The sequence below is a fragment of the Sphingomonas sp. genome (assembly GCF_024508665.1).
Taxonomy (GTDB): Bacteria; Pseudomonadota; Alphaproteobacteria; order Sphingomonadales; family Sphingomonadaceae; genus Sphingomonas.
The window spans coordinates 270,955-286,962 of the sequence record NZ_JANINP010000001.1 but is presented as its reverse complement, the minus strand read 5'-3'; the positions used below and the strand labels follow the sequence as shown (position 1 = coordinate 286,962).

Annotated in this window: 9 protein-coding genes; 3 read left to right on the top strand and 6 right to left on the bottom strand. The window is 60.9% G+C overall.

From position 1 onward, the window contains the following. Positions 1-70: 70 nt before the first annotated feature. The 4 genes from Q0L25_RS01320 to Q0L25_RS01305 form a co-directional block, all read right to left on the bottom strand. Positions 71-1,633, bottom strand: coding sequence for an alpha-L-fucosidase (locus tag Q0L25_RS01320; RefSeq protein WP_296611121.1), 1,563 nt, complete (start codon positions 1,631-1,633; stop codon positions 71-73). A gap of 438 nt (positions 1,634-2,071) precedes the next feature. Next, on the bottom strand, positions 2,072-2,608 hold the full coding sequence (locus Q0L25_RS01315; RefSeq protein WP_296611120.1) for a hypothetical protein: 537 nt from the start codon (positions 2,606-2,608) through the stop codon (positions 2,072-2,074). 69 nt (positions 2,609-2,677) lie between these two features. Next, positions 2,678-4,219 carry a tryptophan halogenase family protein gene (locus Q0L25_RS01310; RefSeq protein WP_296611119.1) on the bottom strand — a complete coding sequence of 514 codons (1,542 nt, stop codon included), beginning with the start codon at positions 4,217-4,219 and terminating at the stop codon, positions 2,678-2,680. A 91-nt stretch (positions 4,220-4,310) separates the two neighbouring features. Then, positions 4,311-7,691: a TonB-dependent receptor gene (locus tag Q0L25_RS01305; protein ID WP_296611118.1), complete on the bottom strand. Its 3,381-nt coding sequence runs from the start codon at positions 7,689-7,691 to the stop codon at positions 4,311-4,313. Between the two features lie 831 nt (positions 7,692-8,522). Here Q0L25_RS01305 and Q0L25_RS01300 point away from each other — a divergent pair. The 3 genes from Q0L25_RS01300 (at position 8,523) to Q0L25_RS01290 (ending at position 12,012) form a co-directional block, all read left to right on the top strand. Next, positions 8,523-9,707: a sensor histidine kinase gene (locus Q0L25_RS01300; RefSeq protein ID WP_296611117.1), complete on the top strand. Its 1,185-nt coding sequence runs from the start codon at positions 8,523-8,525 to the stop codon at positions 9,705-9,707. After that, complete coding sequence (locus Q0L25_RS01295) at positions 9,704-10,504, top strand: LytTR family transcriptional regulator DNA-binding domain-containing protein (RefSeq protein WP_296611116.1); 801 nt, start codon at positions 9,704-9,706, stop codon at positions 10,502-10,504. The genes Q0L25_RS01300 and Q0L25_RS01295 overlap by 4 nt, the downstream gene beginning before the upstream one ends. Positions 10,505-10,851: 347 nt before the next feature. After that, positions 10,852-12,012: a zinc-binding alcohol dehydrogenase family protein gene (locus Q0L25_RS01290; protein WP_296611115.1), complete on the top strand. Its 1,161-nt coding sequence runs from the start codon at positions 10,852-10,854 to the stop codon at positions 12,010-12,012. 7 nt (positions 12,013-12,019) lie between these two features. Here Q0L25_RS01290 and Q0L25_RS01285 read toward each other — a convergent pair whose 3' ends face one another. After that, a complete protein-coding gene (locus Q0L25_RS01285) occupies positions 12,020-14,536 on the bottom strand; it encodes a glycoside hydrolase family 2 TIM barrel-domain containing protein (protein WP_296611114.1) in 2,517 nt (838 codons plus the stop codon). Further along, positions 14,533-15,984, bottom strand: coding sequence for a hypothetical protein (locus Q0L25_RS01280; protein WP_296611113.1), 1,452 nt, complete (start codon positions 15,982-15,984; stop codon positions 14,533-14,535). Before Q0L25_RS01280 ends, Q0L25_RS01285 begins: the two co-directional genes overlap by 4 nt. Between the last annotated feature and the right edge of the window lie 24 nt (positions 15,985-16,008).

The following is a 16,008-nucleotide window of genomic DNA, read 5'->3' as shown; positions in this document are numbered from 1 at the left end:
GGGTCTTGGGTCTGGGGCAAGGGCGATTCCAAAGGTGGTAAGGTGCGCGTGGACAGGCCGCCGGCAGAATCTAGACCAGGCCTCGCCCGCGTATCCGCACCACAGGAATAGGTGCGCCGCTCGACTGCCGCGGCAACGTCAGCTGCAGCGCACCGGCTTCGCGGCGGAACTGCAGCCTGGGCCCGCCGAGCAAGTCTACGCGCTCGATCCGAGCGTCCGGCAGTGCGTTGCCCCCAAGCGAGCGGATCGCGCTCGCCCCGGCGAAGCCGCCGAGGAAGATGGCAAAGAGTTCGTCGCCCTTCGTGGTGAACCGGATATCCTCGGCGGTGTACGTGCCGGATTCGGCGAATGCCCCCGCTTTCGGCCGGGTGGGACCCTCGCCATATGCCCTCCATGGACGCGTGCCGTGGATCGCCTCGGCATTGACCTTCATCCATGCCGCGAGCCCGGCGAGCAGTTCTTCCGATTGTGGCGGCAGGCTGCCGTCGGCATGCTGGACGACATTGAGCAGCAGATTGCCGTTCTTGCTGACGATGTCGGCCAGCATGCCGATCACTTCGGGCGCGGTCTTGAAGCGATCATTCTCGCTGTAGAACCAGTCGCCGTTCGACGTATCGGTCTGCCACGGCAGCGGGTTGATCCCTTCCAGCACCCCGCGCTCGACATCCTGGACCCCCGCCTTTGGGAGGAACTCGCCCGAGCCAAGGTTCTTGTGCGCGTAAACGGCTTCGAGCTCTCCCGACCGCGCGACGCTGCTGTTGTACAAATGGGCGACCAGTGTCCGGCCGACCTCGCCGAACGGAATGCCGCCGTCCGAATAAAGAAGATCGGGTTGATAGCTATCCACCAGATCGCGAATGCGATCGAACCAGTGGCGCTGAAACTTCGGATTGGTCGTGTACCAGGTGCCGAGCTTGTTCAGGTACGGCTGGTCCCGGTTATCGTGATACAGGTCGGCATAACGGGGATCCGCGCCATCGTAATTGACGCCCAGTCTCGGCCAGAATTGGTCGTAGAGATGGTTGGGATACCACCAGCAATAACTGGCGCCGAGATGTTCGGACACGCCGAAGCGCAAGCCGTGCCGCTTCGCAGCCGCCTTCCAAGCGCCGACGATATCCCGCTTCGGCCCCATCGCCGCCGCGTTCCAGCGATGGTGCCTGGAATTCCATAGGTCGAAATTGTCGTGATGGACGCCCATCGACACGAAATATTTGGCGCCCGCGGCAGCATATTTTGTCATCAGCGCTTCCGGGTCGAAACGCTCGGCCTTCCACAACGGGATGATGTCCTTGTAGCCGAACTCGGAAGGATGGCCGTAGGTCTTGACGTGATAGTCATAATGCGGGTGCCCCGGCACATAGAGGAAGCGCGCGTACCAGTCGCCCTGGCCCGGCACCGCTTGCGGCCCCCAGTGCGACCAGATGCCGAACTTCGCGTCCCGGAACCAGTCGGGTGCCTGATAGGTTTCGAGCGATGCGACGCTCGACCTGAACCGGCCTGGACGCATGTCGAGTGCCGCATCCTGCGCCCCGGAAATCCCGCCAGTCGCCTTTGCCTGCGTTCCCGCTTGCAGCCCCATGGCCGCCACGAGCGATGCGAACAGAACGTCTCGTTTGCTTAGGTCGGGCATTTCCACCCACTCTTAATGCTGTCGACCTGGCCGTGCTTCATGCCACCCTCTCCACACATGATGCCGGCGGGAATGCACGAGCAATCCTTGCTGGCGGCATCTGCCGGGCTCGGACCACGCCCCTTCCAAAGAGGAGCGCATGACCGAACCACGATTAATGGCTCAGCCGCCGCACACGCGCCGCGCCTCGCCTATGATAGCGCTATCATATCGATCCCTTTCAGCCGAACAAGCTGACGGGCCGCGAGAAATGACAAATGTTGCGAACCGGACCCAGAACCGAATGAAGCGGTATAGCGAGCCGATTTCGCTAAGGCCGCAGGCCTGCCAGGCGAAGGCGCCGCTGCGTTAAACTGCCCTCGCCTCGGCTAGAGCTCGGACCTCGGATAGCACCGCGTCGCGACAGGTCGCACTTGCCCGAACAGCATTGGATCTGATCTACCGCCCAACAGCCTCCCGCTGCGTTTCCAGCACGTGCGGATCGCTGGCCAGTCCGTGGATATAGGCGCGCCGCGCATCGGCCCCTCCCTTGATCCCGTCATAGTCCTTGCGCTGATTTTCGGTCAGGACAATCCTGGTATAGCCGCGGTCGATCATGCAGCGACGCACGACCTGGAACATCGTTTCCTTGATACCTGCATATTGCTTGTCGGGTCGAGCGGCGGCGATAATTCCCTGTTGCTGAATGGCTCTATTCTCGGCGCCCGATACCGGATCGGGCTGCCCCGTCGGGCCGACCGCCGTGTCCATGGAGGCCTGGGCGCTGGCGTCGATGCCTTCCAACTGCTGGGACGCGCGCACCAACGTCTTCACTTCCTTTGTACTGTCGATGTTGCTGGCCAAGCCGTTCATCCCGCAGGCTAGAGCATCGTCATGATATTGCTCGAAGGTTACGCCGGCCTTGGCCCATACGACCCGTGGCGCGGCGTCCTTCGCATTGGCGCTGTTTACCTGCAGGCTAAGAAGGCCGGCCAATGTGACCTGCGCAAGCTGTATCTTTCCCTTACCTTTCACGACGATCCCTCATAAAAATTGCCTGCGATCTCATCGGGCGCGAGCCTGATGCCGCGACGCAACGTCATCGGCCGGTGCCGTTTGGGCAGACTTGCAGTGACGGTCGATGAATTCCTGATGCGACGTCACCATTTGCGCCGAACGCATGATCTCTTCGCGGCGCAATTTCATGCCCGTGCGGATCTGCTCCAGCGGATAGCGATCGGCCGAGACGTCGTAGCGCCCTGGAATAACGCCGTTGCCCAGCAGGATGGCGAGCCAGCTCGGCTCCATATAGGATTCAGCTTCGCCCAGTGCGATTTGTCCGCTCGCTTTCCAGACATCCAGCTTTTGCCGCAGACTGTCGGGGATCTCGATGTCGCGGCATGCCGCCCATACAGGCTCGGGACGGCGCGAGAGGTAATAATGCGCGATGATGAAGTCACGGATGCGCTCGATCTCGCAGGTCGACAGCCGGTTGTATTCGTCGCGCAGCACGGGGTCGACGGTTCGCTCAGGGAAGAACCGAAGCAGCTTCAGCACCCCCATGACGATCAACTGCAGGCCGGTTGATTCCAGCGGCTCAAGAAAGTTGGAGGCAAAACCGATCCCGACGCAATTGCGGTTCCAGAATTGCTTGCGATGCCCCGAGGTGAAGCGGAACAGCCGCGGCTCAGCGAGCGGTTCGCCGTCGAGGCCGCCCAGCAACGCCTCGCGCGCTTCGTCATCGCTCCAGAAATCGGAACTATAGACCATGCCGTTGCCGCTGCGGTGTTGCAGCGGGATGGTCCAGCGCCAGCCGCCGGCATGCGCGGTCGATCGCGTGAACGGTGTCGGCGCACCGACGCGCCGCGATGGCAGGGCCATGGCGCTGTTGCAAAGCAGCCAGTGCGACCAGTCGATAAACGGCGTGTCCAGCGCTTTTCCCAGCAACGCGGCAGCGAAACCGGTGCAATCCAGGAAGAGGTCGCCGCGAACGGCAACGCCACTGGCCAGATGGATGGCGGCGATATTGCCGGACTCGCCATCCAGGTCGACATGGGTCATCTTGCCTTCGATGCGTTCGACGCCGAACTCGGTCGCCACATCGCGCAGATAGCGGGCGTACAGCGCGGCGTCGAAATGATAGGCGTGGTGATAGCGCGAATTCTGCGGATCGCTCGGAGCGAAATTGTTGTTCTTGGCAACCGCGTAGGCGAATGAATAATCGTCGATCGGATGGTCCTCGCCCGCTTGCCGCATCCTCAGCCAATAATGATGGGTCGCCACCCCTTCGACGGCGTGGCCATAGTCGCTGAACGCATGGAAATGCCGGTTTCCGGCAACGCCCCAGTCGCAGAATTCAATGCCCAGCTTGAAAGTGCCCTGGGTCCGGCGAATGAAGTCGAATTCGTCAATGCCGAGCAATGTGTTTAGCTGCGCCAGGACAGGCACAGTGGCCTCTCCGACGCCGATGATGCCGATTTCCTCGGATTCGACCAAAGTGATGCGCGTTCGCTGGCGATCCGTCTTCTTGGCGAGCAGCGCGGCCGCTATCCACCCAGCCGCGCCGCCACCCAGAATGACTATATGTTGCTTGTGACCGCTGTTCATAAACACACCCCGCTATGAACATGCTCGCTGCCATGCCTGCAGAGGATAGGAAGGGCGATCCGAGAAGAAGCGCCCTTCGCTGTTCAGATCGTCACAGACGCACTCGAACGGTAAGGTCAAAGCGCCGGTCGCTGACGTTGTAGTCGTACGGCTCGAACACGCCAGGCACGGGCTCCTGAAGCGTTCGCGAAACCGTGTTGAGAAGGTTGTTCGCGTTGAATGAAACGGACACGCTTTTGTTCACCGCGAAATCGAAGCCCATATCCAGGTAACCAGCCGGAGCCGTATAGGCCGGCACCATGTTGTACACGGGGTACGAATGGGCCGAGTCAAAGTTGGTCGGGCTGGTGTTGAGCGTGTAGGGATTGCCGCCGCTGGTGGCATAAGACAGCGGATTGACGTTGGTCGACAGCAACGCCTTGTCGCGCCAGTTATACGCCAGACGGAAATTGACCTTGCCGCGGCTGTACAGCAACTGGATGTTGTAGGCCCATTTCGACAACCCGGCGTAAGGAAGGTTCGGGTAGGTCTGCGGAACCGTACCGGCAGGGGTGAGCCCGGGAAGGAGGCCGCCGGCCGGAGGCGGAGTCAGCACGTTATTGGCCTGCTGGGCAGGGTTGCTGCTGTCGATGAAGGTCAGGTTGGCTTCGATGCCCAGTCCGCGAAGCACTCCGGGCAGCTTGTCGAAGAACTTGCGCCCGCCGATTTCAAAGCCCTTGATATAAGCCGTCTGCGTCGAGGATTTGTTCTGCAGATAGACCCACGGAAGATCCAGGGTCGTATTGGTGATATCCGGATTCGTATTCGGCTGCCCCGCGGGAGGAGGAGTCGCGCCATTTGCATAGGCTACGGCCGGTATGGGAAGATTGTTGGCGATGAACGAATAGAAGAGCGGCTCATCCTCGATCTGCTTGGCGAACAGATCAAGGTAGAAGAAGCTCGATGCCGAGGGGTAATATTCGAACGTCAGATCTTCGCTCTTGATCATGGTCGGCTTCAAATTCGCGCCGCCGCCGTTGACGACAACACCCGTCAGAATTGGGGGCGCCAGCGAATTGGTGGGGTTCGTGAGCGTTCTGGCACTGATCGAACCGCCAGGGCGAATGTCATTGAGATTGGGCGGAGCAGAAGACACCGATGCGGCGCCACGGATCTTGAACTTGTCGGATACATCGAACTTGATGTTAAATGACGGCAGAACGCGCGTGTAGGAATAGTCTCGGAATTGCGTATAATAGGCCTGTGTAAATCCGTAGAGCGTTGGATAAACGGTTGACGCACCCGGCACACCCTGCTGCGCATTGAAGTAGGCCGTGCTGTCTGCCTGGTTCAGCGCGAGGTTCGACGCATTCGGCGTTGAAAGCAGAGCGCTCGCGCGCAGGGAATCGTGGAAGACACGAACGCCGATATTGCCCGAGAACGCCGGAATGAAGCCAATCCGGTCATGCGCGAACCTAGCTTCGACATACGCCGCCAAATTATCGATGCGACTGTTGGTTTTGTTCAGTCCTTGATCTATATATTGCGTCCAATATTGGGCGCGAGTCCCATTGGGAATCTGATTATTATAGGTCGTGAGCAAATGATACCAGTCGTAGCTCTGCAAGAGAGAGTTGCTAGCGACCAAAAGATTTGCCGGGACCGTCACTTGACCACCGAAGAAATTTTTGAAGGCGGCAACTTGCCAATCGGACTTTGGAACGTTCGGGTTATTCAGATACTGGATATTACCCGGCCCAAACGTCGGGTCGCCTACATGCGACCCCCACGGATTCGACTGCCATGACTGTCCCAGCGGAGCCCAATAGGTCCCCACGAAATTGTCGTTCTCAGTCCGCCTGGCGGCGCGAGCGCCAATAGTTATGGTGCGCAGGAATCCGCTGTCGCTGACCCTGTATTCAAGGTCGAGATGACCGGCCAGCATCGTCCCCTTATTCTTGGGTTCGTGATAGCCAAATTGGGCTAGGTACGCCGTGTTAGGATCAAGGATGCCCGCAGTGGACAGGCCGGATACCTTCGGCAGCGAGCCGCTCAGATCGACGTCCATTGTTTTGACCAACGGGCTGTTCTGATTGAGGCCAATATAGATTTGCTGCCCGGTCGAACGCGAACTGACGTATTGCACACCGCCACGCACCGCGACACGGTCTCCGGGGTTCCAGACGAAGCTCTGCGAAATATCCAGCGTGGAATTCTTGGTATGCGAGGCGTTCGCCGAACCGCTGGGGTTCAACGTGGCGTAAGGACCGCATTGCGCCAGTATGGGGGCGTTTGGCGTCCAGTCCCACTGTATCGATGAGGAAGGAGCGCCATAGGTAGCGCCGCAATCGATCTGATATTGGGAAGGCAGCCAGCTGGTGTGGGTGGTCGTGTTCTGGAATTCCAGCGAATTGCCGGTCGATCCCACCATGAGCGTTCCTTTGCGGAAGGCGCCGTTGGCATCATATTGAACCGGGGTGCCGACGACGGGCATAAGCGCCGCTACCCCGGATGGGGTCGCCCCTACGGAGCCGCCGTTTCCCCGGCTATGCTCGATATATTGCGAGAAGAACACGGTGTTGGTCAGCGTCAGGTTCGACGCCGGCTTCCACTGAATGGCCTGATACGCGCCGTATCTGTCACGCTTGTTCTCGTTGGTGCTCCAGGTAACCGAACTGGGAACAAAGGCGAGATTATCGCTACGCGTCGAGGTCGGCACATATTCGCCGAACATCGCACCAACCGCCAGGTCGCTGCTCTGCTGATAGAGGCGGCTGAAGGCAAAATCCCACAACACGCCGATTTCGCCGATACCGGTATCGAAACGCTTGGAGAACATCGCGGAGATGCGGGGCGAACCCTTTTTCGCCTGGGTACCATAGCTGCCGCCCACGGTGACGTTAAACTGCGTGTCCTTGAAATCGAAGGGCACATGCGTGCGCAGATCGATCGAGGAGGCGCCGCCTTCGATGAGGTCGGCGCGCGTCGCCTTATAAACGTCAACGCCTGCCATCAGCTCGGGTGTGACTTCGTTCCAGCTGATAGCGCTCGCGCCGTTAGCGCTGAACAATTGCTGGCCGTTGAGCATGCTCGAATTGAACGGCAGCCCGCGCACGGTAATGCCCGAACCTTCGATCTGGAACGCGGTGTTGCCGCCATTGACCCCGGTGAAACGTGAGATCGACACACCCGACACGCGTTGAAGAACTTCGGTGATCGAATTGTCCGGGAGTTTGCCCGCTTCGTCCGCTGTCACCGAGTCAACGATCGTGTCGGCGTTCTTCTTGATCGCGATAGAGTCGTTCAGCGCCTTGCGGCGGGCGGTAATGATGATGTCGCTGTCTTCGCGGTCATCACTCTCCTGGTCTTTTTGCATGTCCTGATTGTTTGCGACAGGGCCGACTTCTTGCGCGGTCGCTGGATCAGCATAGACAGCAGCCAGAAGAACGAGAGCAGAGATGCTAGAACTCAAAAGTAACGACCGTTTATCCATCAATTCCTCCCCATTTATATTTGTTTAGATTCATGAGAACTAAGCAACTCTTCAAAAGCGTTGCGGATGATCTCCTGCGCACATCTGAAAATGATCGACACCGTTTTCGCCGCGACACATGCAGCCAAAAAATGACCGCCCGGCCGCATTAATGGTAGCGCTATCAATTTTGGGCATGATTAATCGATCGCCGGCGTACGGCGCCCTGCCCAGGTAGGGCGAGTGCAGATTGAATCCGGCCCGATGGCCGCGAGCGCTGGGATAATCCAGCGCAAATGTACGAACCACATTCACGCAGCCTCTCCGGCCTGATTCAACTCCGGGGTTCGTCCGGCGCCGTCACCACCGTCTAGTTCCCCGGATGATTGTCGCCCTGTCGTCCAGAATTAGCCTGATCCGCCATTGCCGATCTCTCTTGATGGCCATAATTTCAAATTGACGTCTATGCCAAACTATATGGATTCCCTCAGCTTAGTGGTAAGAATAGAGAAAAAATACCACGGGATGATCCAGCTCGGCGGGCATGAGTCCGGCATACCCAACCGGAAATCCGCTTCGTAACATTTTTGGCTAACGCGGCCTCAATGGCCTTGGCCAGACCGAAGACTGCGGCCAGTTTCGCACGACAATGACACTGTGAGCAGCGGGATGAAGCGAATCGCCGCCGGTAGCCGACGCTATAGCGGCAGGCGCCAGAGATGGTCGTGCCTCGATCTACCGCGGTCGATAGCGCCGGTGGTCACGCTTCACTGCAGTTCAAAAACTCTTGTTGGGGCAAGCAATGAGGATAGGCTGGTCGGCGATGGGCCCGAGCTTCGAAAGTACCGATTGATGAATCTTACCGGGCAAGTTGCGACCGCTTCCTCGACGAAACCACACACGCGTGCGGTTCCTCGGTATGTCGCGCTCGCCAGCTTCTGGTGGAAACGGGCCTGGCGCACGGGAGTGAGGCCAGCGGCCATCATAATCGCCATATGGACGGCGCTCGGCATATTCCTTTACCTGCCGGATATGCTGAAGGGCTTCCAATGGCCCTCGCTGGCGGCGAAGGTGCTCGATTCCTGGGCTTGGGCGTTGCTCACGCCGGCTTTGCTCCTGATCGACCGAAAGCTGGTGTCGAAAGACTGGAGCCTCTTTCGCGTGATCCTGCTCTTTCTGTTCCTGAGCCTCCCTTTCAGCCTGATCCACACCTATCTGTCCGGCTTACTCCTTCTCCCCCTCCCTCAAATATGGTGGAATCCGCTGACCAACGGCGAATTCACTATATATTACTTCATCGGGGGCTGGATGACCTACTGCGCGGCAGTGGGAATATTCCAATGCTTCAGATACTATGATCGCTATTTGACGGGGCAACTCGAGCTGGGGCGGGTCGAGAAGAACCTGCTCGAATGGCGGTTGAACGCCTTGCGCCTTCAGCTCGAACCGCATTTTCTCTTCAATACGTTGAATGCCATCTCGTCGGAGATCGGCACCGACCCCGAACTGGCGCGCAATATGATCGCCGATCTGGGCGCGCTGCTTCGGCGTTCGCTCGATTGCAAGGACAAGACCGAGATATCGTTGGCGCAGGAACTGGTGCTTCTGGAACATTATCTTTCGATCCAGAGATTTCGCTTTGGGGATCGAATCGAGATGAAGCTCGATATAGAGCCGGCGGCGCTATCGATAATGGTGCCCTCGATGCTGCTCCAGCCCCTGGTCGAGAACGCGATCCGCCATGGCCTCGAACACCGTTTGTCGGGAGGAGCTATCGACGTCGTCGCTAGGCGAGCCGCCGGACATCTGCAGATACAGGTACTCGACGATGGCGTGGGACTACCTGCCAATTGGCGAATGGAAAGCGCGGCGGGTTTGGGTATCCGCGTGACGAGCGAACGTCTTGCCGCGCTCTATCCCGCCATGGGCGAGCGAGCCATGACGATCCGGCCGCGTCGCGGCGGAGGGACCGAGGTGACCATCTGTGTGCCACTCAACGACGAATGGGCAGCAGACAAGTGGGCAGCAAGAACATGAAGCCACAACCGGGATCGATCACCGTCCTCGTTGTCGATGACGAAGCGCCGGCGCGCAAACGACTGGCGGACCTTCTTACCAGCGATCGCGAGGTCGGTCGGGTTCTCGAAGCACAGAACGGGCTCGCGGCGACGGCGATGATCCAGGAGGAACGACCCGACATCGTCTTCCTCGACATCCAGATGCCGGGCGTCGACGGTTTCGGCGTCATCGACGCGCTGGGTGCAGAAAACATGCCGCTCACTGTCTTCGTCACGGCGTACGACAAGTTCGCGCTGCAGGCATTTGAAACGGAAGCGCTCGACTATTTGCTCAAGCCGTTCACCGACGAGCGCTACGCACGCACGATGGCTCGCGTCAAAAAGCGCCTGGATGAGGTCCGCAACGGCGATGCGAGTGATCCAAATGCTTTCGGCCCCGAGTTGATCAAGCTTGCCGCAAAGCGGACCGAGCCCGGCGCGATCTGGAACTGGATGGTGGTCAGGACCAGGAACGCGACCCAGCTCGTGATGACCGAAAACATCGACTGGATCGAGGCCGCCGGCATGTACGTCACCTTGCATGTCGAGGGGCGAGAACATCTCTATCGCGCAGGACTGGGAGCCGTGGCCGACCGGCTGGACCCCTTCAATTTCGTTCGCATCCATCGATCGAGCATCGTCAATCTCAAATCGGTCGCGCATCTCGAACGCCGGTCCCATGGCGAATTCGAGGTAGTGCTCAAGAACGGCAAGCGCCTCCTGCTCAGTCGCAGCTATCGTACCGAAGTCGAAACCAGACTGGGCCAGTCGCTTTAGGCGGCAATTTGGATCGATGGGGGCAACGGTAGTGGGCTCTCCCGAGCGAGTTCCAGAGAATCGCAATTTGCGCGGGATGTCGACAAGCTCTTCCGGATCGACCCCATCCTATCCGGTCTGGCGTCCCCTTATTCCGGTCCGTAACAATTCCGAAACGACCGCTGGTCGTTGCTTTGGGATATCCCTAAAAACTGGCTGAAGGACTTCCCGGCGATCTTAAACCCCGGCTGATCGAAGTCGGGCCTATAACCTTTCGGATTCTACCCGCGACGGCTTGATGCGGGTGAGCATTTGCACCGACAGGACAATACTGGCGGTCTCAACAACCCTTCCTGGGCCGGGCACCGATGCCCGGCCTTTTTTTTCCGCAGCACGCACGCATTTCGCCGCTGCTGCAGTCTCTGAGGTATTTTTATATATGCCACCTACCTTGCATATACGATTCGACAATATCTGCTTGGCCCCGGCTAAGCGCAGCACCCGATGGAGGGGATGACGTGAAAGCTATCGTCTGCGACGAACCGCACAGTCTCACGCTCGTGGAGCGACCGGATCCCGTTCCGCGCGGGACTGAGGTCCTGGTGCGCATTGGTCGGGTCGGCCTGTGCGGAACGGACTACCATATCTATGAAGGGCGGCATCCCTTCCTCACCTACCCGCGCGTCATGGGTCACGAACTTGGCGGCGAGATCGAACATGTCCCGCCTGGATCCAATCTGCGGGTAGGCCAGACTGTCGCCGTCAACCCGTATATTGCCTGTGGCAGCTGCGTCGCGTGCAGAAACGGCAAGCCGAATGCCTGCGTGAACATCACGGTCCTGGGCGTGCATGGCGACGGCGGCATGTGCGAGCGGCTTGCCGTGACCGAGCATGCGGTGATCGACGCGACAGGATTGACGATCGATCAGGCAGCGATGGTCGAGTTCCTCGCGATAGGCGCTCACGCCGTGGCCCGCGGAGCACCAAAAGCAGGCGATCGGGTGTTGGTGGTTGGCGCGGGCCCGATCGGCGTGGGGACCGCGCTCTTCTCGCGGCTCAATGGCGCGCAGGTGACGTTGGTAGATACTCGGCAGACCCGGCTGGACTATGCACGGGACGTGCTCGGCTTCGCCAATGTCCAGAAGGCAGATGCCGATCTATCGGAGGCCATGCGGCTGGCGACCGAGGGCGAGATGTTCGACGTCGTGCTCGACGCTACCGGCGTTCTCGCCGCGATGGCAAACAGCCTGCAATTCGTCGCTCATGGCGGGGCGCTCGTATTGGTGGGCGTGGCGCCCGGCGACCTCGTGTTGCCGGATCCGGAATTCCACAAACGCGAAACGACGCTGATCGGCAGCCGCAACGCGCTTGCGGCCGATTTCGATCGCGTCATTGCGGCCATTCGCGAAGGGCATATTCCCACCGAGGCGCTGCACACCCATAGCGTCGCCGGCAACGACCTCCCCACCCGCCTGCCCGAGCTGATCGAGGAAGCGGATCATGTCCTCAAGGCCATCGTCCGGTTCTGAGGGATTGCTAGTCTAGTTCGCGTCCTACGGGCCGAGCGTTACGGGCGACACTCAGGCGTATCTGCCGCGAAGGCACTCCATCGGTATCGACCTGGATGAAGACCGGACCCGGCTTGAGTCCCGAGCGGATGACGGCGACCACCCTACCGTGAAAGGTGCTGCGGACGCCCGACTGGAAACTCGACGCATCGCGCGGATCGCCATTGCCGATGCCCGCCAGCGTCGCCGCGCCACGCACCCGGACGCGCACCCGGCGATCCGCTGCACGGGCGTAAAGCGACGTGCCGGCTGCATCCTTCAATTCGACAGTCACATAAGCGAGCGCCTCGCCATTGGCAGGCAATTGCCGGCGGTTCGACGACACATCGACCCGGGCAGCCTTACCTGCGGTGCGCAAAGTCCAGCGACCTGCAGGCCGGCCGTCGCGGTAGCCGATCGCGACGAGGTCGCCGGGTTCATAGGGCACAGCGAAATGCGCTTGATATTGCGTGGCAAGCCCGACCGCCTTCCGCCCCAGGCTTCGTCCGTTCAGCACCAGTTCCACGTCGGAAAACTCGGAATAGACGACGACGTCGAGCGGCTTCCCCTCCTGCCCGGGCCAGGTCCAGCTGGGGTGTACATCGTCCAGCGACCAGTCAAGATGCGGCGGCGAGATCGGGAAGAGGAAGCGATCGGGCAGATCCTCGGTTCCCGCAGGCTGGCGGACGAACGCCGCAATGGGGTCGATCCCGGTCTTCCAGAGAATCTCGCGATAATAGGCCGCGGGCCGCTTGCGGCCGGTGGCGTCGATCTCGCCGCAATAAGCGAGATGCCAGGGATAGGGGCCGAGCCTTTGCCAGTCCTGGCTATAGCCCATCCAGCCGATCCCCGTTTCCCCGAGATAATCCACCGCCGTCCACACGAAATCGCCGACGACCCAGGGATTCGCTTCGACCGCACGCCAATAAGTGAACGCATCTTTGGGCAGGGATTCTGATGTGAACATGACCTGCTCGGGCATGGTCTTATGCTCGTCCACGAACAGCTGCGCCCGATAATTGTACCCCGCGACGTCGAGGTCGGTGAATTGTGCGCGGCTTTGTGGGGGGTCGATGCTCACTGCCTGGGTTACCGGCCGCGTGGAATCCAGCGCCCGGACGCGCTGGGCGAGTTGGCTGGCGATCGCGACACCTTCCGGTGTCCCCTGCTCGGGTATTTCGTTGCCGATGCTCCAGAACAGCACGCTGGGATGATTGCGGCCACTCAGCACCAGCTTGTCGATGTCCTGCGGCCAGTCTTGGGCGAAAAAGCGAGCATAGTCCCGGTCTTTCTTGCTCTTGCTCCAGGCATCGAACGCCTCGTCGATCACCAGCATTCCGAGCTCGTCGGCCGCGTCGAGCGTCGCCTGGCTCGCAGGGTTATGGGCGCTACGGATCGCATTGTAGCCGGCGGCCTTCATCAGCAGCACCTTGCGCCGGTCGGCGTCGGGCGCGCCGGCGCCGCCGAGCATGTAATTGTCGTGATGAATGTTGCCGCCCCGAAGCTTCAGCGGCCGGCCGTTGATGCGCAGGCCCTGGCGGGCATCGAGCGTGATCGTTCGCAGGCCGAACCGGGTGCGGCGCTCGTCGACCAACCTGCCGCCGACGCGCACTTGCTGCACTAGCGTATAGAGGTTGGGCGCGGCGGGTGACCACAAAGCGGGACGCACCAAACCCAGCGTCTGGTCGCCTTCTGTGCGTCCGCCAGAAGCGATCGATCGGACGCCTCGAACCTCGCCGACCACCTTGCCCGTAGCGGAGATCACGCGCGAAATTAGTTCGACGCGGACTGGTACGTTCGACCGGTTAGCGATGGCGGCATGCACCGACACCACGCCGCGCTGTTGCATGGCGACCGGCGTGGTGACGAAGACACTGTCCGGATCGAGATGGACTCGGTCCAGCAACTCGAGCGTGACCGGACGAATGATGCCGGACCCCGCGTACCAGCGCGAGGCGGGATCCTCATGGTTCACCCGGACAGCGACAACGTTGCGGCCTGCCCGCAACTTCCCCGTCAGATCGAATGCGAACGCCGTATAGCCATAGTGATGCCGGCCGAGATGCTCGCCGTTGAGCCAGACATCGGCGTCCATGTACACGGCTTCGAACTTGAGCCGCGCCACTCGGCCCGCCTCGACCGGGCTCAGCGTGAGATATCGGCGATACCAGCCCTTTCCGCCAGGAAGATAGCCGGAATCCTGTCCGCTGACCGCCCGGGAGTCGAATGGCGGCAAGCCATCGGGCTTGTCCATGATTCCCCAATCATGCGGAACGACGACTCGCTGCCAGCGCTGGTCGTCCAGCCGTGGCCGCTCGCCCCCAGCGACATCGCCGCGATGAAATAGCCAATCCTGCGACAGGTTGCGGATCTGGGACCAGCCCGGCGCAGCCGTGCTGGCTACCGCCACCATGGCGATCAGCGCATGGATGACGCTTTTGATGGTCCTCGTCGCGATCGGGTAACGGGAACAGACTGAAGCGGCGCAGCGCCGGACCGAGCTCATAGCGATGTCTCCCCGTTAGGCCTTTCGTCCCAGTGCAGCGCGAGCGCCGCATAAGGCGGGATTGTCGGCGTTGCCGCGCCGCCAAGCTCCACGACCTCGATTCTAGTCCGCGCCTTGTCGTCGAGCGTGGGCGCGCAAAGCAGGCGGCCCGCAGTCGGCCGGTGGGTCAGCCCGAGCCCGTCGGCGAAGCGAAACGACATTGTCGCGTCGGTTTTGTTCACGATCGCCAGGGTGCGGCGGCGCGGCCCCTCGGCAAGGTAGGCGGTAGCATTGATCCCGTCCGCGACAGGGCAAGCATGCAGGCGAGCGCCGAGAAACGGCGCGAAGAAAGCCATGCCGTAATGGAGCGGGCGCCGCACGAGGCCGGCAGCAGTCGATGCAATCGGCGTATAGAGGCCGTCGCCGCCGCCGTGGAGATTGATGCCGAGATATCCCGCACTGGCTGTCCGCAGGGCGTAGTCGAGGCCCCAAAGCGCGGAGGCGAAGGCGTCGCTGACACCGGCCTTTCCGCCGCCGAAACATGAATTGCCTTCGGTCATGCGGAACCGCATCCCGGTAAGTGCCGCGATACGTCGGGCCGCGGCGATCTGTTCGGCGAGTTTCTCGTTGCCGTTGGCGAGCAACTTCCGGGCATTCATGCGCGGATCGGACGCCGGCCCCATCCCGTAATAATGCCCGCTGCAGAACAACGCATCGCCCGCCGCACGCTCGGCAAATTGCGCGATCCAGTCGAGATTGATGGCGACGTCCGGCCCGGCAAACGGAGCGCCTGGGACGCGCCGCAGCACCGCATCGACGTAAGACGTATATTCGCTCCAATATTGGGAGAAGGAATAGTCCCGGCCCCGCAGTAGTGGGTTTCCCGCCCAGAAATCCGGCTCGTTTCCAAGCTGAAAGCATAACAGGCGCGGGCCCAGTATCCGGTGGACATGCTCCGCCTCGTCGACGGCGCGCGCAATCGTCCCAGAGCCGAAATTGAGGCCGTAGACGCACCGCCAGCCGGTTCTGTCGAGAAATCCGCGCAAGCTGCGCAACGCTGCCGGTGTGATCGCACCGGCCGCGGGATGGGCCAAAGCGGGGTCGAGCAGCTTCCATTCCCAGTTCCGCTGCTGGGCGATCGCGCCTTCCTCCTTCACCGCGCCAAAATCGGCGCCGGGCCGCCGCCACCGCGTATAGGCGCTGAGCGACCCGCCGAAGCGGAGCACCCCGTTGGGTGCGATGTCCCGAAATGCATCGATCAACGGCCCGTTGTCGGGCGAGAAATACGCAGGATTGTAGAGCTGCGGCGTCTCGTAGCTCAGGCCGAGAAAATCCTCCGGAACGAGCGCGCCGGCATCCGTCGGAGGACCAATCGCGATGCTTTGGACGGTGTCGGCGCCGACTGGCGGAGCGAACGCGAACGCGCCCGCCATAGCGATGAAGGATCGCCGATCCAGCTTCACGAGCACGCGGCCGCAGGCATTGATCGCCCC

What these genes read in the sequence shown, in the direction of transcription:
- Q0L25_RS01320 (WP_296611121.1), bottom strand. Translation starts at nt 1,633, where the DNA reads ATGCCCGACCTAAGCAAACGAGACGTTCTGTTCGCATCGCTCGTGGCG.
- Q0L25_RS01310 (WP_296611119.1), bottom strand. Translation starts at nt 4,219, where the DNA reads ATGAACAGCGGTCACAAGCAACATATAGTCATTCTGGGTGGCGGCGCG.
- Q0L25_RS01305 (WP_296611118.1), bottom strand. Translation starts at nt 7,691, where the DNA reads ATGGATAAACGGTCGTTACTTTTGAGTTCTAGCATCTCTGCTCTCGTT.
- Q0L25_RS01300 (WP_296611117.1), top strand. Translation starts at nt 8,523, where the DNA reads ATGAATCTTACCGGGCAAGTTGCGACCGCTTCCTCGACGAAACCACAC.
- Q0L25_RS01295 (WP_296611116.1), top strand. Translation starts at nt 9,704, where the DNA reads ATGAAGCCACAACCGGGATCGATCACCGTCCTCGTTGTCGATGACGAA.
- Q0L25_RS01290 (WP_296611115.1), top strand. Translation starts at nt 10,852, where the DNA reads ATGCCCGGCCTTTTTTTTCCGCAGCACGCACGCATTTCGCCGCTGCTG.
- Q0L25_RS01285 (WP_296611114.1), bottom strand. Translation starts at nt 14,536, where the DNA reads ATGAGCTCGGTCCGGCGCTGCGCCGCTTCAGTCTGTTCCCGTTACCCG.